Below are 24112 nucleotides of genomic sequence, written 5' to 3'. Positions count from 1 at the left end.
CGGAGACCTTCGTGAAGCTCGACTTCAACGGCCGGACCGCGCTCGTCACCGGGTCGACGTCCGGGATCGGCGCGGCCACGGCGGCCGCACTCGCCGCCGCAGGCGCCGACGTGGTGGTCAACGGCCGCAACGCCGACCGCGTCGACGAGGTCGCCAAACGCCTTGGCGCACGCGGGATCGCGGCCGACGTCGGCACGGCCGAGGGCGTGGCGTCCCTCGTCGAACAGCTGCCCGACGTGGACGTGCTCGTGAACAACGCGGGCTACTTCGCGCCGGTACCGGTGTTCGAGATCCCCGACGCCGACTGGCTGCGGATCTACGAGGTCAACGTGCTCTCGGGCGTGCGCCTGGCCCGGCACTACACACCGCGGATGGTCACGCGCGGCTGGGGCCGGGTGATCTTCGTCAGCAGCGAGTCGGCGATCCAGAACCCGACCGAGATGGTCCACTACGGCATGACGAAAACCGCCCAGCTGGCGATTTCCCGTGGCATGGCCCAGGAAGTGGCGGGCACGGGCGTCACCGTGAACAGTGTCCTGCCCGGACCGACGCTGACCGAAGGCGTGCGCGAGTTCGTGCAGGGTCTGTACCCGGACCTCGACTTCGCCGGCGCGGAGCGGCAGTTCATGACGAACGAGCGGCCGACGTCGCTGCTCGGCCGGCTGATCCGTCCCGAGGAAGTGGCGAACATGATCACCTACGTCGCCTCCGACCAAGCCGCGGCGACGACCGGTGGCGCGCTGCGGGTCGACGGTGGCGTGGTCACCGCCATCATCCCGTGACCGCGTGGAGCCCGCCGGTCAGCGGCCGGCGGGCTCCACGACCGCGATCATGTCCACCTCGACGGCGATTCCCTTGGGCAACGCCTTCGCGCCGACGACCGAGCGGGGATGGCGCCCGGCGTCGCCGAAGACCTCGACCAGCAGGTCGGACGCGCCGTTGAGGACCTGCGCGACACCGGTGAAGTCGTCGGTGCACGAGACGTAGCCGACGACCTTCGCGATGCCGCGCACCCGGTCGAGGCTGCCGAGCGTCTGCCGCAGCTGGGCCAGCAGGTGCAGCATGCATTCGCGCGCGGCCGCGTAGCCGTCTTCGGCCGTGAGGGTGTCGCCCACCCGGCCGAACCAGTCCTCGGAGCCCTGCCCGGCGAGGTGGACGAGGGCCCCTTCCTGGTACGCGCCGACGTAGTTGCCGGCGGCCGGCCGCAGCACGGGCAAGGTCAGACCGGTGGCTCGCAACCGTTCTTCCGGCGTCGCACCAGGCACGCGCGGGCTCCTCTCGGGGGACATCCGGAACACGCTGGACATCCTCGGCACGCTAGAGGTCGCGCCGGCGGAACGCAGCCGAAGCGTCCGGTCAGGCCGGACTCCTTCTGCCGCACCGGAAGCGCAATTCTCGCGTCCGGTACAGCCGGACGGAGGATCGCGGATCTCGCCCCGGCAGGCGTATTTTCCGCATCGGGGGCGAACGGAGGCAGTCATGGTCGTCGCGTCGAAAGGGAACGCGTCCGTCGCGAAGGCGATGGTCGTGCTCAACGCGTTCACCCCCGTTCAGCCGACCCTCAGCGTGCGGCAGCTCGCCGAACGCACGCAGCTCCCGCGCAGCACCACGCACTCGTTGTGCCTGGCCCTGTGCGAGGCCGGGATGCTCGAACAGGTGCCGCGGCGCGGGTACCGGCTCGGCGCCGCGCTGGTCGGGCTCGGCGGGCAGGTGATCGACCGGACCGGCCTGGCCACCGCGTCGGAAGGCCTGTTGCGGCGGCTGCCGCTGGGCACGTGGCAGGAAACGCACCTGGCGCAGTTCGTCGACGGCTGGGTCGTGTACCTCGACCGCATCACCGGCCGGGAGCCGCGGCCGATGCGCAACCGCGTCGGCCTGCGTGCGCCCGCGCACCGCACCGGCTGTGGCAAGGCCGCGCTCAGCGTGCTGGAACCCGAGGCGGTGCGGCGGCTCGTCACGCTCACGTGCGACGCGGAACGGTTGCCCGCGCCCGATTTCACCGAGCTGGCCGCCGTGCTGACGGCGGCGCGGCGCGACGGGTTCGTCGTCAGCCAGTCGTTCCAGCGCGGCACGACCTCGGTCGCCGCCGCGATCACCGACCTCACCGGTACCCCGGTCGGCGCCGTCTCCATCGCCGGGTTGAGCGAGACGTTCACCCGCAAAGCCGTGGCCGAGGCCGCCCACCACGTCACCGAGGCGAGCCTCGCCATCAGCCACCGCATCGCCGACCGGCTCGGCACCTTCCGGGCGACGGCGACACTCACGTAACCCGTTCCACGACGCTCTCGTGGAAACCGATCTCGTGGATCTCCGTTTCGAGCACGCAACCTTCGCTGAGCAACAACGGAACCTCGTCGTGTCCGGCCGCGACGACGTCACCCGGCTCGAGTCGCACGCGCTGCGCAACGCGGTGGACCAACGCGGCGAAGTCCAGGTCGCCCGTGTCGGTCTTCTGCACCGGCCGGCCGTCGACGAAGCTGTGCAAGGCCAGCCGGGGCCGCAGGCCGCCCGGCAGCTCGTCGGGGGTCACCAGCCTGAGCCAGCGCGATCGCGTCTCGCGGCCCGGCGAACGACTCCGGCCGGGTCACGCGGAAAGACGCCGCGCCAGGTCGACCCGGACCACCTTCCCCGGGCGGGTCAGCAACGGTGCCCGGTCGCAGAACATCACCTCGTGCACCCGTCGTGCCGGGGCGACCGGCCATTGTGGATCAGCCAGTGGATCAACCAGTGGATCAAGCAGCAGGGCGCCGATGTCCGGGTACGGCAGCTCGGCGAGCGTGCCGTCGCCTTCGGCCCGCGCCGCGCGCGTGCCGCCTCTCGTGCGGATCGTGGTCAGTTTCATGCCGAGCCTCCTGGAAGGTTCGAGCGGATGACGTCCGGGCTGGTGGGACATCGGGGTGGCGAGATTCGGACGGCGAAGGTATGGATTCGTCGTTCCCGTTTATCAGTGGGCGTCCGGGCTCGCGGAACCTTGACAGTCTATATCCAGATTCGTAGGGTTCGACGTCACTGGCCGCTGACCGACGGTGGTCGACACGGTGTCGTGCAGGAGGAGAATCCGGATGGCAAGGATCCTGATCGTAGGCGGCGGCTTCGCCGGGGTGTGGAGCGCCGCGAGTGCCGTGAAGCTCCGCCAGGAACGCGGACTGTCCGAAAAGGACCTTCAGGTCACCGTCGTGAACGCCGGTGACGACATGGTGATCCGGCCGCGGCTCTACGAGGCGGATCCCGACCGCATGCGCGTGCCGCTCGACCGGGTGCTCGGGCCGATCGGCGTGCGCCGCGTCGCCGGCACCGTGGTCGGCATCGACACCGGCGCGCGCACCGTCGAGGCGGTCCGCCGCGACGGGATCACCGCCACGCTGGGCTACGACCGCCTCGTGCTCGCCTCGGGCAGCCAGGTCGTCCGCCCCACGTTTCCCGGCGCCGAGCACCTCTTCGACATCGACACCCTCGCCGGCGCGGCCACACTCGACTCGCACCTGCGCCGGTTGCCCGATCGCGAAGCCGGGCCCGGCCGGTTCACCGCCGTGGTCGTCGGCGCCGGGTTCACCGGGTTGGAGATCGCGACCGAGCTCGTCGGACGGCTGAAAGAGCTGGCCGACGACGCCAGGGTGGTACTCGTGGAGCGGCTCGACGCCGTCGGGCCGGAGCTGGGCGAGGGCCCGCGACCGGCGATCAAGAAGGCATTGGCCGACCTCGGCGTCGAGGTCCGGCTCGGCGTCAGCCTGGAGGAGCTGACCCACGACGAGCTGCGCCTGTCCGACGGCACGGTGATCCCGGCGTCGACGGTCGTGTGGACGGCCGGCATGACGGCCAGCCCGCTCACGTCGTTCATCGCGGCGGAGAAGGACCACCTCGGCCGCCTGGACGTGGACGAGTACCTGCGCGTTCGCGGCGTGCCGGACGTCTACGCGGCCGGCGACACGGCTGCCGCGGTGTCGCCCGCCGAGGGCCGCGTGGTGATGCAGAGCTGCCAGCACGCCCTGCCCCAGGGCAAGTTCGCGGGCCACAACGTGGCCGCGGACCTGCTGGACGAGGCCCTGGTCCGGTTCGAGCCTGCGCCGTACGTCACCTGTCTCTCGCTGGGGCCGGCCGGTGCGGTCGTCACGTCGGGCTGGGACCGCGACGTGCAGATGACCGAGCACATCGCGAAGGACCTGAAGCACACGATCAACGAGCAGTGGATCTACCCTCCGGTCGACGACCCGGCAGAATTGCTGAACCAGGCGGGTCCGCAGTCGGCCTGGCCGGAGTACGAGCCGGCTGGAACAGTGGAGTCGCTGGCGGTGTGAACCGAGGTGGGTCGGAGGTGAGGTCCGGATGGAGCTGCGGCACCTGCGGTACTTCGTCGCCGTCGCCGAGGAGTGCCACTTCGGCCGGGCCGCCGACCGGCTGCACATCGCCCAGCCCGCGCTGTCGCACCAGATCAAGCAGCTCGAGGCCGAACTCGGCGTCGAACTGCTGACGCGCACCACGCGCAAGGTGCAGCTCACGCCGGCCGGCGAGCGGTACCTCGACCGGGCCCGTGGGGTGCTCGCCTCGGTGGACGCCGCGGGCGTCGAGGCCGGGCGGGTCTCCCGCGGTGACGTCGGCCGGGTGGCCATCGGCTTCACCGGCTCGGCCACCTACGAGCTGCTGCCCTCGCTCGCGCGGGTGCTGCGCCGCGACTTCCCGGGCATCGAGCTGGACCTCAAGGGCGAGATGCTGACCCCCGACCAGGTGACGGCGCTGGTGGAGGAGACCCTCGACATCGGTTTCCTCCGCCCGCCCGTCCGCGAGCCGGGGCTGGTCGTGCAGGTGCTGCGCCGCGAGCCGCTGATCGCGGTGCTGCCCGCCAGCCACCCGCTCACCGAGCGGGACACCGTGCGGCTCGCGGACCTGCGCGACGAGCCCTTCATCTGCTACCCCTCGCGCCACCGTTCGGTGGTCTACGACGCCGTGTTCGACGCGTGCCAGCAGGCCGGTTTCGTGCCGTCCGTGGTGCAGGAAGTCGGCGAGACGTCCACTTTGGTCTCGTTCGTGGCCGGTGGGCTGGGCGTCGCGCTGGTGCCCGCGTCCGTGCGGCACCTGCAGATCACCGGTTCGCAGTACCGGCCGCTGGCGGGCACCACCCGCGAGGTCCAGCTGGCCGCCGCGACGCGCGCGGACGACCTCTCGCCGCACGTCGCCAAGGTGCTCTCTCGCGCGCACTCGCTGCTCGGCGGTCCGCGCTGAGCCAGCGCGATTGATAAGCCGCATCTATCGATCGTGAAGTTGTAAGTATTTCTCATTTCCGAATCCGTCGGAAACAATCGGGAAATGCCAGGTATTCCCTGGTCGAGGTTTTCCCGGACTCAAGGAGGAGCCGTGACCCCGTTCATGCTGGCTGTCCAGTCGTTGCTGGACGGGGAGGAAGCCCCCGTGCCGGCCACCGAACCGGCCGCCCCGAGATCGGTGGCCGTGGCCACCGACGAGCAGGTGATCATCCGTTCCCTCGCCGAGCAGCTGGTGTGCGAAGCCAACGCGATCCTCCGCGAGCACGGGCCGGTGTTCAGCCTCGTCGACGACAGCGCCGACGGCGAACTCGCTTTCACCGTGGGCTTTTCCGACCGCAGCGCGCGCATCCGCACCGCGATGTCCGGCCGGGAAGCGACCGTGCAGCTCGTGATCGCCGGTGAACCCGACGACGCTCCGCGGCGCCTGGCCGGCGACGAGGAGCTCCGGGCGCTGCTGCTGAGCCTGCTGACGCCGGCCCCCCTCCCCGCCCACCACTGACCTGGAAGAGGACTGATGCAATACGAACTGCGGTATCAGGTCATCGAGCCGAAGAGGCAGACCTACCAGAACGTGATCGACCGGTTCGGCGACCAGCCGGCCAGCCGCTACCTCGAGGCGACGCTCGACGTCGAGCCGCGCGAGAACTTCCACTACCGGCCCACGTGGGACCAGCACCGTGCGCTCTACGACGCGGACTACACCGCACTGAAACTCAAGGATCCTTACAGCTACACGGATCCGCGCCAGTTCTACTACACGCCGTACGTCACGAACCGCGCGAACCTGCACGACGAGTTCACCAAGCAGATGGCGTACCTCGAGGAGCGCGAGCTGCTGGCGAAGCTGCCCACGGCGTGGCGCACGGTGCTCACCACGGCCATCCTTCCCCTGCGCCATTACGAATCCGGCGCGCAGATGGTGAGCGTCGGCGGTGCGCGGTTCGCGTACGGCACCTCCCTGGAGCAGTGCTGCACCTACGCGGCGTTCGACCGCATCGGCAACGCGCAGATGCTCTCCCGCGTCGGCATCGCGCTGGGCGCGGGCACCGGCGACCTGCTGCAGGTCGCCAAGCGCGAGTGGCTCGACAGCGAGCACCTGCAGCCGCTGCGCCGCTTCACCGAGGAAGCCATGGTCACGCCCGACTGGGCCGAGGGGCTGGTCGCCATCGACCTCGTCGACTCGCTCGTCTACCCGGTGCTCTACCGAGAGCTGGACGAGATCGCGCTCACCACCGGCGCCGGCGCGTACAGCCTGTTCACGCAGTACCTGCACACCTGGTTCAAGGACCAGCGCAAGTGGCTCGACGCGCTGATCAAGGCATGGGCCGACGACGAGGAGCACGGCGCGGAGAACCGCGAGCACCTGTCCCGCATCGTCGCGACGTGGAACCCGCTCGCGCACGAAGCGGCCACGGAGCTGGCCCGCGTCGTCGACCACCAGCTGCCCGACGCCGGCACGGTCGCCGCGCTCGCGCGCACCACGGCCGCCGCCGAGCAGCGCTGGGCCAAGGTCACCGGGGGTGCGGCGTGAGCGACACCCTGCGCCAGGTCGGCATCGACATCCAGGAGTCCGAAGAGAACCGCGGCCTCGTCGCCGCCATCCGGGCCGACAACCCGGAGCTGACCGTCCGCCACCTGCCGGGCCTGGTGAAGATCCAGGCCGCGGGCCAGATCGTGATCAACCGGGAGTCGGTGGAGCGCGAGCTCGGGCGGGAGTGGGAGACCGGCGAGTTCCAGCTGGCCATCGTCTCGTTCGCCGGGAACCTCTCCGAGTGGGACGACGACCGGATCATCGTGAAGTGGGAGCACTAGGACATGACTCAGACCGCACCGCGCCGCAAGCTGCCGCTCAAGGAGCGCTACGCGCTGCTCACCCGTGACCTCGACTGGGACCCGAGCTACGTCACCAAGGAACAGCTCTTCCCCTACACCAGCTACGAGGGCATCAAGGTCCACGACTGGGACGGCTGGGAAGACCCGTTCCGCCTCACCGTGGACGCCTACTACAAGTACCAGGCCGAAAAGGACAAGCGGCTCTACGCCGTGCTCGACGGGTTCGCGCAGAGCCAGGGCCACCTCGGTCTCGCGGACGCCAGCTACCTCAACGCCATCAAGCTGTTCATCCAGGGCGTGACGCCGCTGGAGTACGCCGCGCACCGCCACTTCGCTTATCTCGCGCGGTATCTCGAAGGTCCGGCGCCGCGGTTCGCCGCGCTGTGCCAGAGCGTGGACGAGCTGCGCCACTGCCAGACCCAGATCCACACGATCAGCAACTACAACAAGTACTACGGCGGCTTCCACAGCTGGTCGAAGATGCACGACCGCGTGTGGTACCTGTCGGTGCCGAAGTCGCTGTTCGACGACGCCATGACGGCCGGGCCGTTCGAGTTCCTGATCTCGATCTCGTTCAGCTTCGAGTACCTGCTCACCAACCTGCTGTTCGTGCCGTTCATGAGTGGCGCGAGCTTCAACGGTGACATGCCGACGATGTCGTTCGGGTTCTCGGCGCAGTCCGACGAAAGCCGGCACATGACGCTCGGCCTGGAGGCCATCAAGTTCCTGCTGGAGCAGGACGAGGGCAACGTGCCGATCATCCAGGACTGGATCGACAAGTGGTTCTGGCGCGCGTACCGCATGTCCGCGCTGGTCGCCGGGATGATGGACTACATGCTGCCGAAGCCGGTGATGAGCTGGAAGGAGGCGTTCGAGCTCTACTTCGAGGACCAGATGCTCGGTGGCCTCTTCCCGGACCTGGAGTTCTACGGCATCCGCCCGCCGCGCCACGTGCAGGACGCGATCGCGGAGAAGGACAAGCTGTCGCACGAGGTCTACAAGGTGCTGCACAACTTCTCCTTCGCTGCTTCGTTCACCACGCAGGCGCCGAACGAGCAGCACATGAAGTGGCTGGCCGAGCAGTACCCGGAGACGTTCGACCAGCACTACCGGCCCGTGTGGGAGAAGCACCACCGCATCGAGGCCAACGGTGGCCGGATGTTCTTCCAGGGCCTGCCCCAGCTGTGCCAGGTCTGCCAGATCCCCATGGTGTTCACCGAGAAGGACGACCCGGCCAAGACCTCCTTCCGCTCCAGCGAGTTCCGCGGCGAGCAGTTCCACACCTGCAGCGACGGGTGCCAGTGGATCTTCGAGCGCGAGCCGGAGAAGTTCGTGCAGGCGTGGCTGCCCGTGCACCAGATCTACCAGGGCAACTGCGGTGGCCCGTCGGTGCCGGAAGTCCTGGAGTGGTACGGGATCCAGGAAGGCGACAACGGGGAGTACAAGGGCTCGCTCGACCACAAGTCGTGGATCGGCTGGCACAACGGCGACGTGGAACAGGGAGTCTGACATGGCGGTGAAAGCTCTTTACGACTACGACTTCCCGTCGGCCGACCGCGCCGAGCTCTTCGGCGACGACCAGCTCGTCTACGTGCACTGGGAAGGCAACCCGCTGTTCTGCTCGGCCGCGTGCTTCCGCGTGCCGAAGGCCTTGGGCTTCGGCGAGTTCGTGGAGACGGTCGTCGGCCCCTGGGCCGCGTCGGACCCGGACTTCGACCCGGCGGCGGTGCGTGACTGGCGGGTGAACGGCCGGCCACTCGACGGCTCCGCCGACACCTCGCTCACCGAACTCGGCATCGGCCACAAGGCGCTGCTGCAGTTCGCCGCCTGAACGGAGAATTCGTCTTGACGACGCACACCATCCGCGTGGAACCGATCGGTGCCGAGATCCAGTGCCGGGAGGACCAGACCGTGCTCGACGCGTGCCTGCGCGAGGGCATCTGGCTGCCGCACGCGTGCACCCACGGCACGTGCGGCACCTGCAAGGCCCAGATCCTCGACGGTGAGGTCGACCTGGGCGACGCGTCGCCGTACGCGTTGCTGGAGAGCGAACGCGACGAGGGCGCCGCGTTGATCTGCGTGGCCCAGCCGCGCGGCGACGTGGTGCTCGAGGGTGAAGTCGACATGGACGAGGGCGTCGGTGTCCACCCGGTGCGCGACTTCCGCGCCCGGGTGGACAGCCTCGAGGAGATCGCGCCCGACGTCCGTCGGCTGGTGCTCGCCCTCGAGGAACCGATGAAGTTCAACCCCGGGCAGTACGTGCTGCTCGACGTGCCCGGCGGGCACCAGCGGCCGTACTCGATCGCCAGCACGCCGTCGAACGGGTCGCTGATCGAGCTGCACCTGAAGCGCTCGGAAAACGGGATCGCCACCGACGGCTGGGTCTTCGCCGGCCTGAAGGTCGGCGACGAGGTGACGCTGTCCGGTCCCTACGGGCGGTTCTCGTTCCGTCCACTTCGGACTCAGCCGATCCTGCTGCTGGGCTCGGGCACGGGACTGGCGCCGCTGAAGGCGATGATCCGCCACATCGACGAGGACGGTGGCGGCGAGTACCAGGTCACGCTGTACCACGGCGTGGCCACCAAGGACGATCTGTACGACCGGGAGTACTTCGAGGAGCTCGAAGCGCGCGCGGACTGGTTCACCTACCGGCCGGCGCTCTCGCGCGACGACTGGAACGGCCGGTCGGGGCGGGTTCCGGCACTGCTGGCCGAGGACTACCCCCGGGCGGGCGGGAACGTCGCCTACATCTGCGGCAGCCCCGACATGGTGTCGGACACCATGAAGGCGCTGATGAAGGCGCGGTTGTTCCCCCGGGACATCTACCGCGAGGACTTCTTCGACTCCGCCGACCGCGCCGCGGGCACCCACGTGGTGCGCAGTCCGCTGATCAGGCGCTGATCCGGCCCCTGTGAAAGGACCGCGATGAAAGTCACCGAAATCGAGGCGATCCCGTTCGCCATCCCGTACCGCAAACCGCTGCGGTTCGCGAGTGGCGAGGTGGACACGGCCGCGCACATCCTCGTGCGGGTGCACACCGACGAGGGCCTGGTGGGGACCGCCGAAGCCCCGCCCCGGCCGTTCACCTACGGCGAGACCCAGGGCTCGATCAAGGCCGTCATCGACTCGGTTTTCGCACCGCAGCTGCTGGGGATGTCGCCGCTGGCCCGCGAGGCCGTGCACGCCAAACTCGACCGCACGGTGGGGAACCCGGCCGCCAAGAGCGCGATCGACATGGCGCTGTGGGACCTCATCGGACAGAGCCTCGGCGTGTCCGTGACCGAGCTGCTCGGCGGCTACACCGACCGCATGCGCGTGTGCCACATGGTCGGGTTCGCGCAGCCGGGCGAGATGGTCGACGAGGCCGAGCGCGTGCGCGACCTCTACGGCATCACGACGTTCAAGGTGAAGGTGGGCCGCAAGCCGTTCCGCCTCGACGTGGACGTCTGCCGGGCGCTGCGGGCCGGACTCGGCGAGGACGTCGAGCTCTACATCGACGGCAACCGCGGCTGGACGGCCTCGGAGTCGGCCGCCGCGTTGCGGGCGCTGGAGGACGTCGGGCTGCTGTTCGCCGAGGAGCTGTGCCCGGCCGACGACGTGCTCGGCCGGCGCTGGCTCGCCACGCAGAGCCGGATCCCGCTCTACGCCGACGAAAGCGCCACCCGGCCGGGCGAGGTCACCCGCGAGCTGCTGGCCGGCGCGGCCCACGGCGTGAGCATCAAGACGGCGCGCACCGGCTTCACGTACTCGCAGCGGGTGCTCAGCCAGTGCTCCGGGCTCGGCGTCGAGGTCGTGCTCGGCAACCAGATCGACGGGCAGATCGGCTCGCTGTGCGCGGCGACGTTCGGGGCCGCGTTCGAGCTCACCTCCCGGCGGGCGGGTGAGCTGTCGAACTTCCTCGACATGACCGACGACCTGCTCACCGAACCACTGCGCATCGAGCACGGTGAGCTGCGCGTGCCGCAGGGCCACGGCCTCGGCATCCAGCTCGACGAGGACAAGCTCGCGCGCTACCGCCAGGACTGATTCCCACCACGAAGAGAGGTATTTGCCATGACTGAAGTCGTTTCGCCCACAGCCGCAGCTTCGGGTGCGTCGGCGACCGAGCGTTTCCAGGAGCGGGCCAAGGGTTCTGCCTCGGCGGACGCCGCCCGCGTGGACGCGATCGCGACGGACGCGCTGGCCGCGCTGCACGAGGTCGTCCGCAAGCACCAGCTGACCTACGACGAGTACAACGCCTTCAAGGCGTGGCTGATCCGGGTCGGCGAAGACGGTGAGTGGCCGCTGTTCCTCGACGTGTTCATCGAGCACGAGGTGGAGAAGGTCGCGAACGCCAGCCGCGAGGGGACCGCCGGGAGCATCGAAGGTCCGTACTACGTGGAGGGTGCTCCGGAGTTCGGCGCGGAGGGCACGCTGCCGATGCGCGAAGGCGAGGGCGGGCAGCCGCTGCGCTTCTTCGGCCAGGCGCGCTCGGTGTCGGGTGAACCGCTCGCGGGCGCCGTCGTGGACCTCTGGCAGGCCGACGACGACGGCCTGTACTCGCAGTTCGCGCCCGGCATTCCCGAGTGGAACCTGCGCGGCCGCTTCACCACGGGTGCCGACGGCAACTTCGCGATCCACACGATCCACCCGGCGCCGTACCAGATCCCGACCGACGGCGCGACGGGCGCGTTGATCGCCGCCGCCGGCTGGCACGCGTGGCGCCCGGCGCACCTGCACATCAAGGTGTCCGCGCCGGGCCACCAGCTGATCACGACGCAGCTGTACTTCTCCGGCGGCGAACACGTCGGCGACGACATCGCCACGGCGGTGAAGGACGCGCTGATCCTTTCGCCGACCGCGGCTTCGTCGGGCGCCGGCGAAGAGGTCCGGTACGACTTCGTGCTCGACCCCGCCTGAGGCCGGGCATGTTGTTCGCGGTGCGGATGGACGTCTCTCTGCCGCTGGACCTCGACCCCTCGTTCCGGGACGAGCTGCTGGCGACGGAGAAGGCGTACAGCCAGAAGCTGCAGCGGGAGGGGAAGTGGGTCCACCTGTGGCGGGTCGTGGGTGAGTACTCGAACCTGAGTGTGTTCGACGTCTCGGACAACGGCGAGCTGCACGACCTGCTGTGGAACCTGCCGTTGTTCAAGTACATGAGGGTCAGTGTGACGCCGTTGGCGCAGCATCCGTCTGCGCTGGCGGGCTGAGAGTTCACGGGCGTGCGGGCCGGATTCCCGGCTCGCACGCCCGTCTTGACACCCTTAATCGAGATGATTAATGTCCCGGTTATGAGGAGCTGTGGCTGGTTTGCCCTCGCCGTGTGGCGTGAACCTGGATGTTGAATATCCAGATTTAAACCCGTCCTGGGTGACCGGACGAGTGCGGGTACAAATCGGGCACGCGGTGGCAGGCTGACCGGGGTCAGGGCTCTCGTGGAGAAAGGCTGGGCGCATGGACGGTGATCCGACCAGGGTCGTCATCGTCGGCGGCGGGTTCGCCGGCTACAGCGCCGCCCGCGCGTTGCGCCGGGCTTTGCCCGAGGCGGCGGGGATCGAGATCGTGATCGTCAACGAGACGGACTACTTCCTGTACCTGCCGTTGCTCCCGGAAGTGGCCGCCGCCGTCGTCGACCCGCGGCGGGTGACGGTGTCGATCCCGGCGACCCTGCCCGGCGTCCGGCTCGCTCTCGGCACGGTGACGTCGATCGCGCCGGACAAAGATCGACTGTCCTATACGGACCCCGAGGGTTCGGTGCACGAGCTTCGGTACGACCGCCTGATCATCGCGGCGGGCAGCGTCACCAAGCTCCTGCCGATCCCCGGCGTCGCCGAACACGCGCACGATTTCCGCGGCGTCGCCGAAGCCCTGTACCTGCGCGACCACGTGATCCGCCAGGTGGAGCTCGCGGCGACCGCCGATTCACCGGCGGAGCGGGACGCGCGGTGCACGTTCGTCGTCGTCGGCGCCGGCTACACGGGGACCGAGGTCGCGGCCCAGGGCCCGCTGTTCACGCGGGCCGTCCAGCGGCGGCACCGGGAGCTCGACGGGCAGCGGACGCGCTGGCTGCTGCTCGACCTGGCCCCCAAGGTGCTGCCGGAGCTCGATCCGCGGCTGTCCCGGGCCGCGGATCGAGTCCTCCGCAAGCGGGGCGTCGAGATGCTCACGGGCACCTCCGTCCGCGAAGCCACCACCGAGGGCGTGTGGATCACCTCGGGCGAGTTCGTGCCGACCCGCACCATCGCGTGGTGCGTCGGCGTCCGCCCCGACCCGCTGGTCGCCGGCTTCGAGACGCAACGCGGGCGCCTCGTCGTCGACACCACTCTCGCCGTCCCGGGCCACCGCCGCGTCTTCGCCTGTGGCGACGCGGCCGCCGTTCCCGACCTCACCCGGCCCGGCGAGGTCACCGCCATGACCGCGCAGCACGCCACCCGCCAGGGGACGCTGGCCGGCCGCAACGTCGCCGCGTCCCTCGGTTTCGGCATCACGCGCGAGTACAAGCACCACGACCTGGGGTTCGTCGTCGACCTCGGTGGTGCGCAGGCCGCGGCCAACCCGCTGCACGTCCCGCTGTCGGGCTGGGTCGCGAAGCTCGTCACGCGCGCCTACCACCTGCTCGCCATGCCGGGCAACCGCGTGCGCACCGCGGTCGACTGGCTGCTGGACGCGTTGTTGCCTCGCCAGTCCGTGCAGCTGGGCCTGGTCCGGTCGGCCGCGGTTCCGCTGGACACGACAGAGCCGGGTGATCAGCGAGGACGCCGGGGCCGGAGGTCGTGCGGCGGGTGAACGGCCACGCCGTGGTGAAGGACCCGCCGCTGGTCGCGCGGATCGACCGGGTGCTGGCGGTGATCGTCGCGCTGCACTGCGTGGGCGTGGTGGCCCGAGCGGTGGTGCACCCGACCGCGCTGTCCGTCGGCGTGGCCGTGGGGATCGCGGGGCTGTCGGCGGTGGGGGTCTGGCGGCACTTCCGCACGCGCGGGTGGCTGGGCGCGGTGCTGCTCGGCGTTTCGATGGTGGTGTCGTTCGGGCGCGGAGCGTGGTTGCCGGCGGGAGTTGTCACAAATGGGGTGCTGTCCTTCGTCGAAGTGTTGGGCGCCGTGTTCGCGGTGGCCGTCCTGCGTAGGCGAGTGAGGATCACATGAGCTCACTGACCAGTCCGACCAAGTCCGACCCGGGCGCGCTCAAGGCCGCGGGCGTGGCGGCGAAGGCGGTCGACGACCGCTACCACCTGGCCAAGGGCCTGCGGCACCAGATGAACAAGGTGTTCCCGACGCACTGGTCGTTCCTGCTGGGCGAGATCGGCCTGTACGCGTTCATCGTGCTGCTGCTCAGCGGCGTCTACCTGACGCTGTTCTTCGACCCGTCCATGGAGACGGTCACCTACCACGGCAGCTTCACCAACATGCAGGGTCTGGAGATGTCACGGGCCTTCGCGAGCACGCTGGACATCTCGATGGAGGTCCGCGGCGGGCTGTTCGTGCGGCAGCTGCACCACTGGGCCGCGCTGATCTTCATCGCCGCGATGACCGTGCACATGTGCCGCGTGTTCTTCACGGGCGCGTTCCGCCGGCCGCGCGAAGCGACGTGGCTGATCGGGGCGACGCTGCTGATCCTCGGCATGTTCGAAGGCTTCTTCGGCTACTCGCTGCCCGACGACCTGCTGTCGGGCACCGGCATCCGCGCCACGCTGTCGGGCATCATCCTGTCGATCCCCGTGATCGGCACGTGGATCCACTGGGCCGTGTTCGGCAGCGAGTTCCCGGGCAACCAGATCATCCCGCGGCTCTACACGGTGCACATCCTGATCATCCCGGGCATCATGCTCGCGTTGATCGCCGCGCACCTCGCGATCGTCTGGTACCAGAAGCACACACAGTTCCCGGGCGTGAAGCGCAAGGAAACGAATGTCGTCGGCATCCGCATCTTCCCGGCGTTCGCGTTGAAGGCGCTGGCGTTCTTCACGATCGTGACCGGGGTGCTGTCGCTGCTGGCCGGGCTCTTCCAGATCAACGCGATCTGGAACATCGGCCCGTACAACCCGTCGCAGGTCTCCGCTGGCTCGCAACCCGACTGGTACCTCGCCTGGGCCGACGGCCTCCTGCGCATCTGGCCCGCCTGGGAGGTCTACCTCGGGAACTACACGATCCCGGCGGTGTTCTTCCCCGGCGCGATCGGAATGCCACTGCTGTTCACGCTGTTGCTGTCCTATCCGTGGATCGAACGCCGGCTGTCGAAGGACACCGCGCACCACAACATCCTGCAACGCCCGCGCGACGCGCCCGTCCGTACGTCGCTGGGCATGATGTCGCTGGGCTTCTTCCTGGTGATCGAGCTGTCCGGCTTCAACGACATCATCGCCGACCAGTTCGACATCTCCCTCAACGCGACCACCTGGGCCGGCCGCATCGGCGTGCTGATCGTGCCGCCGCTGGCGTACTTCATCACCTACCGCGTCTGCCTCGGCCTGCAACGCGCCGACCGCGAAGTCCTCGAACACGGCATCGAGACGGGCATCATCACCCGCTCACCCTCGGGCGGCTACCTGGAGATCCACCAGCCCCTGGGCCCCGTGGACGGCCACGGCCACCCCGTCCCGCTCGACTACCAGGGCGCGACGGTGCCCAAGAAGATGAACAAGCTCGGCGCCGCCGGCCGCGCCGTCCCCGGCTCGCTCCTCACGCCGGACCCACCGGAGGAAACGGCGGCCGTGCAGCACGTCAACCGAGGCCACTGACCACGCCGACCACCACCGCCGCCGGGGCAAGCCTCACACAAGGTTCGCCCCGGCGGCTCCCCCCCCGGCGTTCGGTTTACAGCGCAGCGCCGCCGGAGGCTTCGATGCGCTGGCCCGTGACCCAGCCGAACCGGTCGGACAGGACGGCGGCGATCACGGGACCGATGTCGTCGGCCTCGGCCACGCGGCCCAGGGCTGCTTGCGCGCCCAGCATTTCCCGCACGGCGGCGTCGTCGCGGATCGTGCCGTCGAGGAAATCCGTGGCCGCCGGGCCCGGCGCGACCACGTTGACGCGGATGCCGCGTTTGCCCAGCTCCTGGGCGTGGTAGCGGGTGAGCACCTCGACCGCGCCCTTCATCGCCGCGTAGACCGACCAGCCTTCGCCGGCGGAGCGCGCGAGCACGCTGGAGATGTTCACGATCGAGCCGCCGTCGGCGATGCGGGGAGCGAGCTGCTGGGTGAGGAAGTAGACGCCGGTGAAGTGGACGTCCACAAGGGACTGAACGTCGTCGAGAGCCGTGGTCCCGAGCGTGGTGAGAATGCCGTGGCCGGCGTTGTTCACCAGGTGGTCGAAGGTGGTCCGGCCCCATACGTCGCCGAGGAGCTCGCCGAGCTCCCAGTCGAACTCGGTGAAGCGCTCGGCCCGGCTCAGGTCCACGCGGAGGGCACCCGCTTCCCGGCCGAGCGCGCGGATCTCCTTGACGACGGCGTGTGCTTCCTCCACGGTTTCGCGATACGTGATGATCACGTCCGCGCCGTCGCCGGCCAAAGCCAGCGCGGCCGAGCGGCCGAAGCCGCGGTTGCCGCCGGTGACAAGTGCGATTCTGGTGTCCACGGGCAGGTGACTCCTGGTCGTTCGCAAGACGGGGAAACAGAACCGGGCACGGCTCGGGGAAGGCCCGAACCGTGCCCGGATTCGAGGAACCGGCTACTTCCCGATCCCGAGCGACGCCGCGGTGTCGTTGAGCACGCCGCGCAACTGCTGCTCGTCGAAGCCGGGGACGGCCTTGATCCGGTTCGCCCAGTCACCGGCGCGCACGCGGGGCGCGTCGGTGCCGAGGACGAGCCGGTCCGCGCCGAAGGAATCGGCGAAGAACTTGATCGCGGCGGGGTCGTCGGTCAGGGTCGTGTCGTAGTAAAGCTTCTTGAGCTCCTGGCGGGGGTTGTTCTCCAGCCACTGGTCCTGGTGGACCGACTCGGTGATCTCCTCGAAGCGCCGCCAGAGGTAGCCGATCGAGCCGCCCATCGTGCCGATGATCCACCGGATGTCCGGGTACCGCTGCGTCACACCGGACACGACCAGGTGTGTCGTCGCCAGCGTGGCTTCCATGGGGCCGCCGTACTTGGGACCCATCATGAACGCGTCGAGCCCGGTGGAGAACGTGTCGGGCGTGCCGACCGGGTGCACGAAGATGACGGCGCGGCGGCGGTTGAGCTCGGCCCAGAGTTCTTCGTAGGCGGGGTCGTCGAGCGAGGTGCCGACGGCAGTCGTGCCCAGGCCGATCCCGGCGAAGTGGAGCTCGTCGAGGCAGCGAACGGCTTCCGCGATGGCCTGTTCCGTGTGCGGGAGGGGAATGGCGCCGAAGGCTTCGAGCCGGCCGTCGAAGTCGGCCGCCTCGGCGTAGAGGTCGTTCGCGAACTTCGCGCAGTGCAACGACTTGCTCGCGTCCTCGAAGTACGGCTGGTTGTGGCCGAGCCCGAGCACCTGCAGGTTCACACCGTCGGCTTCGAGCTCCTCGACCCGCGGGATCAGCTCGGGACTGTGCTCGGGCCAGACCTTCTTGCCGGCGACTCGGTCGAACTCCTTGGTGAGTGCGGGGGGAAACCAGTGTGCGTGAACGTCGATCACGATCGAGTTGTCCTTTTCAGACGAGGAAGCTGACGGCGGTCGGGTTCTGGTCGAGCAGGGACTTGCCCGCCAGTTCCTGGCTGACGCGGATGTTGAAGGCCGCGTGCCGCGAAGCGACCCCGGCGTCGCGCCAGATGCGCTGCAGCGGGTTCACCTCGGCGAAGGCCGAAGAACCGTGCGCGGACATCAGGAGGTCGACGGCGTGGAAGGTCTGGCGCATCGCCTGCGCCATGCCCACCCGCAGGCCCGTGCGCACGACCTCGGGCGGGTGCTCACCCTTGGCCGCGTAGTCGTCGAGCTGGTCGGCGGCATCCTGAGTGGTCTTGACGGCGGCGGCGATCATGGCGGAGGCCTCGGCGAGGTCGATCTGGAATCCGACCGACTCCGACTGCGCCGAGTAGGTCGTGGTCGTGATCGACCGCTTCGGCGCCTTCTCGATCACGTAGTCCAGCGCCGCCTGTGCCTGGCCGAGCTGGGCACCGGCGAGCGAAAGCGGGGCCAGGCCCGCGAGGCTGACCCGGTGGCTGGCGTCCGGGCCCGCGGCGACGTTGTCGCCGTTGAGCAGGCCGGTGGCCGAGCGCAACCGGTGCTCGGGCACGAACACGTCACGGGCGACGAGGGTGTTGCTGCCCGTGCCGCGCATGCCGGCGATGAACCAGGTGTCTTCGACCGTGAGGTCCTTCATCGGCACCAGTGCGAGGTTCATGTCACGGCCGCCGGGGACCACGCTGGGGTAGCAGACGCTGGCCCAGTCGCAGTGGTTCGAGCCCGAGGCGTAGCCCCACTTGCCGTTGAGCTTCACGCCGCCTTCGACGACCTCGACCGCGGACGTGGGTGCGAGCACGCCGGCGGTGGTGGCGAAGGGGTTCGTGGACCAGACCTCGTCCTGCGCCTGCTCGGAGTAGCTGGCGGCCCACCAGTTGCCGGTGTTGAGGACCCCGGTCACCCAGGCCGACGACGCGCAGCCGCGACCGAGTGCGATCGTCACGTCGAGGAAGGTGCGCATGTCCGCGTCGAACCCGCCGAGCCGCTTCGGCACGAACAGCTGGATCAGCCCGGCATCGCGAATGGCCTCGAAGTTCGCGGTCTTCAGGCGGCGTTCGCGGTCGACTTCCGGGGCGGCTTCCCACAGCTGAGCGCGCAGGCTGTTCGCACGCTCGACCAGCTCTTCCCGGCTGGGCACCTTCTGCGCGACAGGCGCAGCGGATTCCGTGGTCATGATTTCTCCTTAGTCGCACTGTTCATGGCGTCGTCGACCAGGGTCGCCGTTCAATTTGTCGAATCCGGCTCCGCGTGCGGTGTGCCGATCTGTCGAATTGACGGTGTGCGCGTCCCGGCCACATCCGGACGCCCGGCGTCGGTGCCGGGCGCGAGCAGGAAGACGGGTGCCATGGCGCAGACGCTAGGTGCGCAGGACACCGAAGTCAGTACCGGTGTCCTGCGAGGCCGGACACGACTTCCCGCGATGTGGACGAAGCGGCCGGCGGTCGGAGACTTACCGTCGCCGATTTCCGGTATCAACGCGGTGTCCAGTTCTGGGGGACGAATACCTGGATTCCCGGCAACGGTCGTGGAACGGTTCTCGCGCTCGGTGCATTTCGGCCGAGTGGCTCGCAATTTGCGTTTCGCCGACGACGGTGATTCTAGTTCGGAGGTACCTGGAAATGAGTGTGACGATGGCCGATGTCGGTCTTTTGCTCCTGCGGCTGCTCGTGGCGTTCATCCTGTACGCGCACGCCACCCAGAAGCTGCGCGCCTGGTTCCGGGGCCCCGGCCTGGACGGTATCGCGGTCGTCTTCACGGCACTCGGGCAGGTGCCGGCGCGGCCGCTGGCGAAGCTCGCCGCCTGGTGCGAACTGAGCGCGGCGCTGCTGATCGTCCTGGGTTTCGCCACGCCGCTCGGCGCGGCCATCGGTGCCGGCACCATGCTGGTGGCGGGTTTCGCGATGAGCGCGAAGAGCGGCGCGTTGTGGAATTCCCTTGGCGGCGGCGAGTACCCGCTCACGCTGGCGATCATGGCGATTTCGTTCGCCTTCAGCGGCCCGGGCTCGATTTCGCTCGACGGCGGGCTCGGCCTGCCGTGGTACGGCACGGGTGAGCGCGCGGCACTGATCGGCCTGGCCGCGGTCGTGCTGGCGATCGTGGCCGCGGTGCCGCCGATCTTCCGCACGGTGCGGATCCGGCGTGCGGCCTCGGAGCAGGAGGTCGCGGCCACCGCGTAGCGTGCCGGGGGCGTCGGCGAGGTCGGCGCCCCCGGCGAAGTCCCTGCTTCAGTCCGGTGCGCTGCCGAAGGTTCCCGCGAGCCCGTTCGTGATCTCGGCCCGAGCGGCCTGGGCGGACGCGATGCGCTCGTCGAGTTCCGCGAGCCGGCGTTGCTGAAGCTCACGCCAGGTTCGGGGCGCCATCGCCCGGGCCGTCACGAGCTCTTTCGCCTCGATCAGGGAGAACCCGGAATCGCGCAGCAGCAGGAGCAACTTGACGAGCCCGACCGCCGACGCGGCGTAGCGCCGCTGGCCCGAAACGCGCTCCGGCGGGGGCAGCAGGCCGATCTTCTCCCAGTACCGCAGCGCCGACGCGGCCACACCCGTGGCCCGGGCGAGCGCCCCGATCGTCAGGCGCTCGGCGGGCTCGTCCCCGGCCATCAGCCTTCGAGCGTCGCGTGCGTGCCGAACGAACGGCGGTGGTAGGTGAGCGGTTCGCCCGCGCAGCTGCACAGCGACCGGACCGAACCGAACAGCACGATGTGGTCCCCGCCTTCCACTTCCTGCTCGACGGAGCACGCGAGCCAGCTCAGCGCCCCCGCCAGCCGCGGTACCTCGCCCTCGACGTCCCACTCGACTCCGTCGAACTTCTCCTCCGGCGTGAGGTTGGTGGCGAACGTGCGCGCCAGCTTGGAATGCGACGAGCCGAGGATGTTGAGCCCGAACCGGCCCGACTGCCGGATGACCCCGAGGAGCCGGGACGACCTGACGAGGGACACCAGCACCATCGGCGGTTCCATCGACAGCGAGGCGAACGCGCTCACCGTGCTGCCGTAGGGGGTGTAGTCGGGAGCCAGTCCAGTCACCACGGAAACCGGCGTGGCCACCCGCGCCATCACTTCGCGGAACTGCTGCTGCAGGTCTTCGGACATCGGTCTCTCCTGTTCGTGCTTGCCCGCGACCCGCGTTCGGTCGCGTTCGGGGGGAATGCGGTGCCGGGCGCGGCAGGGGCGGGCGGAACGCCCCTGCCGCACGTCTGGTGAAGCCGGCCGGGATCTCAGACCAGGAAGCTGATCTCGTAGGGGTTGAGGCCCAGCAGGGCCTTCGCGTAGATCTCCTGGGAGATGCGGATGTTGAAGGCCGCGTGGCGCGTGGCGACACCCGTGTCGCGCCAGATGCGCTGCAGCGGGCTGAACTCGCCGAACGCCGACGTGCCGTGGGCGGTCACGAGCCGGTCCACTCCTTCGTTGGCGCGTTTCACGGCCCACGCCATGTCCATGCGCAGCCCCGAGCGGATGGTCTCGTCGGGCAGGTGGCTCTGGCCGGCGTGCTCGTCGAGCACATCGGCGGCCTGCTGCCCGATCAGCCGCGCGGCCTTGATCGTGGTCGCCGCCTCGGCGAGGTCCACCTGGAACCCGACCGACTGCGCCTGCACCGAGTACGTCGACGCGGTGATCTGGCGCTTCGGGGCCTTTTCGATCACGAACTCCAGCGCTGCTTCGGCCGCACCGATCTGCGAGCCCATCAGCGACACGGGCAGCACGCCGGCGAGCGCCGTGCGGTGCACGGCGTCGGGCGCGCCGAGGTTGTCGCCGCGGAACATCGGCATCAGCGGCAGCACCCGGTGGTCCGGGACGAACAGGTCGCGCGCAACGATCGTGTTGCTGCCGGTGCCGCGCATACCCGTGACGAACCAGGTGTCCTCGACCTCGACGTCGCTCATCGGCACCAGCGCGAGCATCATCTCGGGCTTGACCGCGTTCGGGCTCGGGTACGCGACGATCGCCCAGTCGCAGTGGTTCGAGCCCGACGAGTAGCCCCACTTGCCGTTGAGCTTGATCCCGCCGTCGACGATCTCGGCCTCACCGGTCGGCTGCAGGATGCTGCACGAGGTGGCCAGCGGGTCGGCGCCCCAGACTTCCCGCTGGGCCTCCTCGGGGAACTGCGCGACCATCCAGTTGCCGGCGTTGAGCACGCCGGCGACCCACGCGGACGACGAACACCCGCGCCCGAGGGCGGCGGTGACCTCGAAGTAGGTGCGCATGTCCGCGGCCAGGCCGCCGAAGCGCCGCGGGGTGAACAGCTGCATCAGCTGCGCGTCGCGCATGGCCGCGAAGTTCCGGTCGGTCAGCCGGCGGGTGCGGTCGACCTCCGGGGCGTCTTCCCAGAGCTGGGATCGCAAGGCTTCGGCTCGGGCGACGAGTTCTGCGGAGGTGGGGGTGGTGTTGTTCATATTCGTGTTCCCTTGAACGGGTTTTATCTCGGCTGCGCCGGCGCTGGAGGCGCGTGGGCGCTCTGTTCAGTGGGTGGGGGAGACGCGGAAGGTGAACTCGAGGCGGCGCCAGCCGGCCTCCGGTTCACGGCCGTCGGGCGCCGGGCCGGACTGCTCGGCGAAGTCGACGATCAGCCCGTTCTTGACGCCGAACACGGTGTCGGAGTCGAGGTGGTCGCCGCCGGCCACGAACAGCTGCGTGACCAGCGTGCGAAAGCCCGGCTTGGCGATGAGGAAATGCAGGTGCGGTGCGCGGAACGGATGCCGGCCGGCGGCTTCGAGCATGCCGCCGACGGGACCGTCGACGGGGATGGGGTACTTGGACGGCACGATGGTCCAGAACTTGAGGCGGCCGTCGGTGTCGGTGCGGAAGCGGGCGCGCAGGACGGGGCCGTCGGCGTCGGGGAGCTGGACGTCGTAGAAACCGTCCTGGTTGGACTGCCAGACGTCGACGATGGCGTCGGGCACCGGGGTGTCGTGGGTGTCGGTGACGGTGACGTCGGTCCACAGGGGAGTGCCGGGCAGGCCTTCGGCGAGGTCGGCGCCTTGGGCGGTTTCGGGTGGGCCTTGGACGTAGAACGGGCCGAGGACGGCGGAGGGGGTGGTGTCGGGTGTGCGGGAGTTGGTGAGGACGTCGACGACGCTGGAGACGCCGAGGGTGTCGGACAGGAGGATGAACTCCTGGCGTTTGTCGTCGGAGATCTGGCCGGTGCGGGTGAGGAACCCGATGGCGTATTCCCATTCCTGCTGGGTGAGGTCGGTGCGGACCACGTAGGAGTGCAGGGTGCGCACGAGGTCCTGGAGGAGTTCGCGCAGGCGGGGGTCGGGGGTGGCGGCGAAGCTGTCGACGACTTCGGTGGTGAGGCTGCGCAGGTCGGGTTTGCTGCCGTCGGCGGGCGTGGGGCGGGTGCCGGCCCAGGCGTGGCGCAGGAGGTCTTCGATGCCCTCGCGGGTGACCTCGCGGGGGTTGGGGTAGGGCTTGGCGGTGGCGATTTCGGCGGCCTGGGTGATGGCGGTTTCGGTGAACCCGAGCTCGGCCAGCGAGTGCGGGACGGGCAGGGCCGCGATGAGGTCGTAGACGCCGGTGGCGGCGTCGGGGGCGTCGAGGGCCTCGGCGATGCGGCGCATGGCGTCGGGGGCGCCGGTGGTGTTGTAGGCCATGGCGTAGGGCAGGACGACGGTGTGGGTTTCGGAGTGGGGCAGGTTGAAGCTGCCGCCGAGGGTGTGGCAGAGCTTGTGGTGCAGGGCCATGCCGACGGAGCCGAGGCAGGTGCCGGCGAGCCAGGCGGCGCGCAGGGCGTGGCTGCGGGCGTGCGCATCGGTCGGGTCGGTGGCGATGCGGGGGAGGGCGGTGGCGAGCAGGCGGATGGCTTCGAGGGCGAACTGGTCGACGATCGGGTTGGCGTCGGGTGAGTAGAGGGCCTCGACGGCGTGGGCCATGGCGTTGACGCCGCTGGTGAGTGATACCTGGACCGGCAGTTTCAGGGTGAGGTCGACGTCGTAGACGACGACCTCGGGCAGCACCTTGGGTGAGGTTTGCGTGGTCTTGCGCCCGTCGGCGGTCTCGCCGAGCACCGGGGTCATCTCGGAGCCGGCGTAGGTGGTGGGCACGATGATCGGCGGCAGGTCCGTGCGCAACGCGATCGCCTTGGCCAGACCGGTCGTCGAACCCCCGCCGATGGCGAGGACGCAGTCGACGTCGTTCTCGGTCACGACCTTGAGCGCGCGCTCGGTCACGTCCACCGGCGTGTGCATCGCGGCCTCGTCGAAGCGGGCGGCGAGCAGCGAACCCAGCGCGTCGGCGACCCGGTCCACCGGTCCCGCCAGTGAAGAAGTCCCGAGCAGCAACACGCGCGAAGCCCCGAGCCGGCGCACTTCGTCGGCCAGCGTCGCGATCGTGCCCGTGCCGAAGACGACCCGAGCCGGATTGGCGGTGTAGCTGAACATCGAGGGCTCCTTTGCCTGGCGCGCCGGGTGCGGTGGCGA

General features: G+C 69.5%; 27 protein-coding genes. 17 read left to right on the top strand and 10 right to left on the bottom strand.

The features are described 5' to 3' along the window. Positions 1–11: 11 nt before the first annotated feature. The gene (locus ACQPXB_RS44490) at positions 12–782 is read left to right on the top strand and encodes an SDR family NAD(P)-dependent oxidoreductase (RefSeq protein WP_432847974.1); all 771 of its coding nucleotides are present in this window, start codon (positions 12–14) and stop codon (positions 780–782) included. An 18-nt stretch (positions 783–800) separates the two neighbouring features. On the opposite strand, the gene ACQPXB_RS44485 is transcribed toward ACQPXB_RS44490, so the two are convergent. Further along, complete coding sequence (locus ACQPXB_RS44485; protein WP_432847972.1) at positions 801–1307, bottom strand: RidA family protein; 507 nt, start codon at positions 1305–1307, stop codon at positions 801–803. A gap of 172 nt (positions 1308–1479) precedes the next feature. Between ACQPXB_RS44485 and ACQPXB_RS44480 the strand changes: the two genes are divergently transcribed. Further along, a complete protein-coding gene (locus ACQPXB_RS44480; RefSeq protein ID WP_432847970.1) occupies positions 1480–2268 on the top strand; it encodes an IclR family transcriptional regulator in 789 nt (262 codons plus the stop codon). Here ACQPXB_RS44480 and ACQPXB_RS44475 read toward each other — a convergent pair. Both ACQPXB_RS44475 and ACQPXB_RS44470 read right to left on the bottom strand, forming a co-directional pair. Continuing rightward, positions 2261–2530, bottom strand: coding sequence for a fumarylacetoacetate hydrolase family protein (locus tag ACQPXB_RS44475; RefSeq protein WP_432847968.1), 270 nt, complete (start codon positions 2528–2530; stop codon positions 2261–2263). The genes ACQPXB_RS44480 and ACQPXB_RS44475 overlap by 8 nt on opposite strands. 54 nt (positions 2531–2584) lie before the next feature. Next, positions 2585–2842, bottom strand: a complete 258-nt coding sequence (locus ACQPXB_RS44470; protein ID WP_366584330.1) for a hypothetical protein — start codon at positions 2840–2842, stop codon at positions 2585–2587. Positions 2843–3062: 220 nt separating this feature from the next. Between ACQPXB_RS44470 and ACQPXB_RS44465 the strand changes: the two genes are divergently transcribed. The 14 genes from ACQPXB_RS44465 to qcrB all read left to right on the top strand — a co-directional run bounded on the left by ACQPXB_RS44465 (position 3063) and on the right by qcrB (position 15804). Beyond that, entirely contained in the window at positions 3063–4295 is a 1233-nt protein-coding gene (locus ACQPXB_RS44465; protein ID WP_432847967.1) for an NAD(P)/FAD-dependent oxidoreductase, read from the top strand. A 28-nt stretch (positions 4296–4323) separates the two neighbouring features. Beyond that, a complete protein-coding gene (locus ACQPXB_RS44460) occupies positions 4324–5217 on the top strand; it encodes a LysR family transcriptional regulator (protein WP_366584332.1) in 894 nt (297 codons plus the stop codon). A gap of 132 nt (positions 5218–5349) precedes the next feature. Further along, on the top strand, positions 5350–5757 hold the full coding sequence (locus ACQPXB_RS44455; RefSeq protein ID WP_366584333.1) for a hypothetical protein: 408 nt from the start codon (positions 5350–5352) through the stop codon (positions 5755–5757). A gap of 15 nt (positions 5758–5772) precedes the next feature. After that, complete coding sequence (locus tag ACQPXB_RS44450; RefSeq protein ID WP_366584334.1) at positions 5773–6789, top strand: phenol 2-monooxygenase; 1017 nt, start codon at positions 5773–5775, stop codon at positions 6787–6789. Next, positions 6786–7070: an MmoB/DmpM family protein gene (locus tag ACQPXB_RS44445; protein WP_220244472.1), complete on the top strand. Its 285-nt coding sequence runs from the start codon at positions 6786–6788 to the stop codon at positions 7068–7070. Before ACQPXB_RS44450 ends, ACQPXB_RS44445 begins: the two co-directional genes overlap by 4 nt. A 3-nt stretch (positions 7071–7073) precedes the next feature. After that, complete coding sequence (locus ACQPXB_RS44440; RefSeq protein ID WP_366584335.1) at positions 7074–8600, top strand: YHS domain-containing protein; 1527 nt, start codon at positions 7074–7076, stop codon at positions 8598–8600. 1 nt (position 8601) lies between these two features. Continuing rightward, the gene (locus tag ACQPXB_RS44435; protein WP_366584336.1) at positions 8602–8922 is read left to right on the top strand and encodes a phenol hydroxylase subunit P4; all 321 of its coding nucleotides are present in this window, start codon (positions 8602–8604) and stop codon (positions 8920–8922) included. Between the two features lie 14 nt (positions 8923–8936). Beyond that, positions 8937–9992: an NADH:ubiquinone reductase (Na(+)-transporting) subunit F gene (locus tag ACQPXB_RS44430; protein WP_366584337.1), complete on the top strand. Its 1056-nt coding sequence runs from the start codon at positions 8937–8939 to the stop codon at positions 9990–9992. Positions 9993–10016: 24 nt separating this feature from the next. Next, complete coding sequence (locus ACQPXB_RS44425; RefSeq protein WP_366584338.1) at positions 10017–11117, top strand: mandelate racemase/muconate lactonizing enzyme family protein; 1101 nt, start codon at positions 10017–10019, stop codon at positions 11115–11117. Positions 11118–11144: 27 nt separating this feature from the next. Beyond that, the gene (gene catA / locus ACQPXB_RS44420) at positions 11145–11990 is read left to right on the top strand and encodes a catechol 1,2-dioxygenase (RefSeq protein WP_432847962.1); all 846 of its coding nucleotides are present in this window, start codon (positions 11145–11147) and stop codon (positions 11988–11990) included. Positions 11991–11998: 8 nt separating this feature from the next. After that, on the top strand, positions 11999–12280 hold the full coding sequence (catC, locus tag ACQPXB_RS44415) for a muconolactone Delta-isomerase (protein WP_366584340.1): 282 nt from the start codon (positions 11999–12001) through the stop codon (positions 12278–12280). Between the two features lie 244 nt (positions 12281–12524). After that, positions 12525–13856 (top strand): NAD(P)/FAD-dependent oxidoreductase, encoded by a 1332-nt coding sequence (locus tag ACQPXB_RS44410; protein ID WP_432847960.1) that lies wholly within the window; start codon positions 12525–12527, stop codon positions 13854–13856. Next, positions 13853–14212: a hypothetical protein gene (locus ACQPXB_RS44405; RefSeq protein WP_432847959.1), complete on the top strand. Its 360-nt coding sequence runs from the start codon at positions 13853–13855 to the stop codon at positions 14210–14212. The genes ACQPXB_RS44410 and ACQPXB_RS44405 overlap by 4 nt, the downstream gene beginning before the upstream one ends. After that, complete coding sequence (gene qcrB / locus ACQPXB_RS44400; protein WP_432847957.1) at positions 14209–15804, top strand: cytochrome bc1 complex cytochrome b subunit; 1596 nt, start codon at positions 14209–14211, stop codon at positions 15802–15804. The genes ACQPXB_RS44405 and qcrB overlap by 4 nt, the downstream gene beginning before the upstream one ends. Positions 15805–15880: 76 nt before the next feature. On the opposite strand, the gene ACQPXB_RS44395 is transcribed toward qcrB, so the two are convergent. The 3 genes from ACQPXB_RS44395 to ACQPXB_RS44385 form a co-directional block, all read right to left on the bottom strand. Then, positions 15881–16639, bottom strand: a complete 759-nt coding sequence (locus ACQPXB_RS44395) for an SDR family NAD(P)-dependent oxidoreductase (RefSeq protein ID WP_432847955.1) — start codon at positions 16637–16639, stop codon at positions 15881–15883. A gap of 93 nt (positions 16640–16732) precedes the next feature. Then, positions 16733–17653, bottom strand: a complete 921-nt coding sequence (locus ACQPXB_RS44390) for an amidohydrolase family protein (protein ID WP_386951109.1) — start codon at positions 17651–17653, stop codon at positions 16733–16735. A gap of 16 nt (positions 17654–17669) precedes the next feature. After that, on the bottom strand, positions 17670–18872 hold the full coding sequence (locus ACQPXB_RS44385) for an acyl-CoA dehydrogenase family protein (RefSeq protein WP_432847952.1): 1203 nt from the start codon (positions 18870–18872) through the stop codon (positions 17670–17672). Between the two features lie 445 nt (positions 18873–19317). Here ACQPXB_RS44385 and ACQPXB_RS44380 point away from each other — a divergent pair, with 445 nt between their 5' ends. Beyond that, positions 19318–19875 (top strand): DoxX family protein, encoded by a 558-nt coding sequence (locus ACQPXB_RS44380; protein ID WP_432847950.1) that lies wholly within the window; start codon positions 19318–19320, stop codon positions 19873–19875. A 48-nt stretch (positions 19876–19923) separates the two neighbouring features. On the opposite strand, the gene ACQPXB_RS44375 is transcribed toward ACQPXB_RS44380, so the two are convergent. From ACQPXB_RS44375 to ACQPXB_RS44360, 4 genes are all read right to left on the bottom strand, one after another. Then, positions 19924–20295 carry a MerR family transcriptional regulator gene (locus ACQPXB_RS44375; RefSeq protein ID WP_432847948.1) on the bottom strand — a complete coding sequence of 124 codons (372 nt, stop codon included), beginning with the start codon at positions 20293–20295 and terminating at the stop codon, positions 19924–19926. Further along, a complete protein-coding gene (locus ACQPXB_RS44370) occupies positions 20295–20786 on the bottom strand; it encodes a flavin reductase family protein (protein ID WP_366584349.1) in 492 nt (163 codons plus the stop codon). The genes ACQPXB_RS44375 and ACQPXB_RS44370 overlap by 1 nt, the downstream gene beginning before the upstream one ends. A 125-nt stretch (positions 20787–20911) precedes the next feature. Then, positions 20912–22087: an acyl-CoA dehydrogenase family protein gene (locus tag ACQPXB_RS44365; protein ID WP_432847946.1), complete on the bottom strand. Its 1176-nt coding sequence runs from the start codon at positions 22085–22087 to the stop codon at positions 20912–20914. Positions 22088–22153: 66 nt separating this feature from the next. Continuing rightward, a complete protein-coding gene (locus ACQPXB_RS44360; RefSeq protein ID WP_432847944.1) occupies positions 22154–24073 on the bottom strand; it encodes a maleylacetate reductase and hydroxyquinol 1,2-dioxygenase domain-containing protein in 1920 nt (639 codons plus the stop codon). Positions 24074–24112: the final 39 nt, after the last annotated feature.

It is taken from the genome of Amycolatopsis sp. CA-161197 (assembly GCF_050942255.1).
GTDB lineage: Bacteria > Actinomycetota > Actinomycetes > Mycobacteriales > Pseudonocardiaceae > Amycolatopsis.
Note: the sequence above shows the minus strand (reverse complement) of the source record. Positions and strands in the feature narration are given on the sequence as shown.

Coding starts and splice junctions, on each gene's coding strand:
- ACQPXB_RS44485 (WP_432847972.1), bottom strand. CDS start 1,307: ATGTCCAGCGTGTTCCGGATGTCCCCCGAGAGGAGCCCGCGCGTGCCT.
- ACQPXB_RS44480 (WP_432847970.1), top strand. CDS start 1,480: ATGGTCGTCGCGTCGAAAGGGAACGCGTCCGTCGCGAAGGCGATGGTC.
- ACQPXB_RS44470 (WP_366584330.1), bottom strand. CDS start 2,842: ATGAAACTGACCACGATCCGCACGAGAGGCGGCACGCGCGCGGCGCGG.
- ACQPXB_RS44465 (WP_432847967.1), top strand. CDS start 3,063: ATGGCAAGGATCCTGATCGTAGGCGGCGGCTTCGCCGGGGTGTGGAGC.
- ACQPXB_RS44460 (WP_366584332.1), top strand. CDS start 4,324: ATGGAGCTGCGGCACCTGCGGTACTTCGTCGCCGTCGCCGAGGAGTGC.
- ACQPXB_RS44450 (WP_366584334.1), top strand. CDS start 5,773: ATGCAATACGAACTGCGGTATCAGGTCATCGAGCCGAAGAGGCAGACC.
- ACQPXB_RS44440 (WP_366584335.1), top strand. CDS start 7,074: ATGACTCAGACCGCACCGCGCCGCAAGCTGCCGCTCAAGGAGCGCTAC.
- ACQPXB_RS44435 (WP_366584336.1), top strand. CDS start 8,602: ATGGCGGTGAAAGCTCTTTACGACTACGACTTCCCGTCGGCCGACCGC.
- ACQPXB_RS44425 (WP_366584338.1), top strand. CDS start 10,017: ATGAAAGTCACCGAAATCGAGGCGATCCCGTTCGCCATCCCGTACCGC.
- catA (WP_432847962.1), top strand. CDS start 11,145: ATGACTGAAGTCGTTTCGCCCACAGCCGCAGCTTCGGGTGCGTCGGCG.
- catC (WP_366584340.1), top strand. CDS start 11,999: ATGTTGTTCGCGGTGCGGATGGACGTCTCTCTGCCGCTGGACCTCGAC.
- ACQPXB_RS44410 (WP_432847960.1), top strand. CDS start 12,525: ATGGACGGTGATCCGACCAGGGTCGTCATCGTCGGCGGCGGGTTCGCC.
- qcrB (WP_432847957.1), top strand. CDS start 14,209: ATGAGCTCACTGACCAGTCCGACCAAGTCCGACCCGGGCGCGCTCAAG.
- ACQPXB_RS44385 (WP_432847952.1), bottom strand. CDS start 18,872: ATGACCACGGAATCCGCTGCGCCTGTCGCGCAGAAGGTGCCCAGCCGG.
- ACQPXB_RS44380 (WP_432847950.1), top strand. CDS start 19,318: ATGAGTGTGACGATGGCCGATGTCGGTCTTTTGCTCCTGCGGCTGCTC.
- ACQPXB_RS44375 (WP_432847948.1), bottom strand. CDS start 20,295: ATGGCCGGGGACGAGCCCGCCGAGCGCCTGACGATCGGGGCGCTCGCC.
- ACQPXB_RS44370 (WP_366584349.1), bottom strand. CDS start 20,786: ATGTCCGAAGACCTGCAGCAGCAGTTCCGCGAAGTGATGGCGCGGGTG.
- ACQPXB_RS44365 (WP_432847946.1), bottom strand. CDS start 22,087: ATGAACAACACCACCCCCACCTCCGCAGAACTCGTCGCCCGAGCCGAA.
- ACQPXB_RS44360 (WP_432847944.1), bottom strand. CDS start 24,073: ATGTTCAGCTACACCGCCAATCCGGCTCGGGTCGTCTTCGGCACGGGC.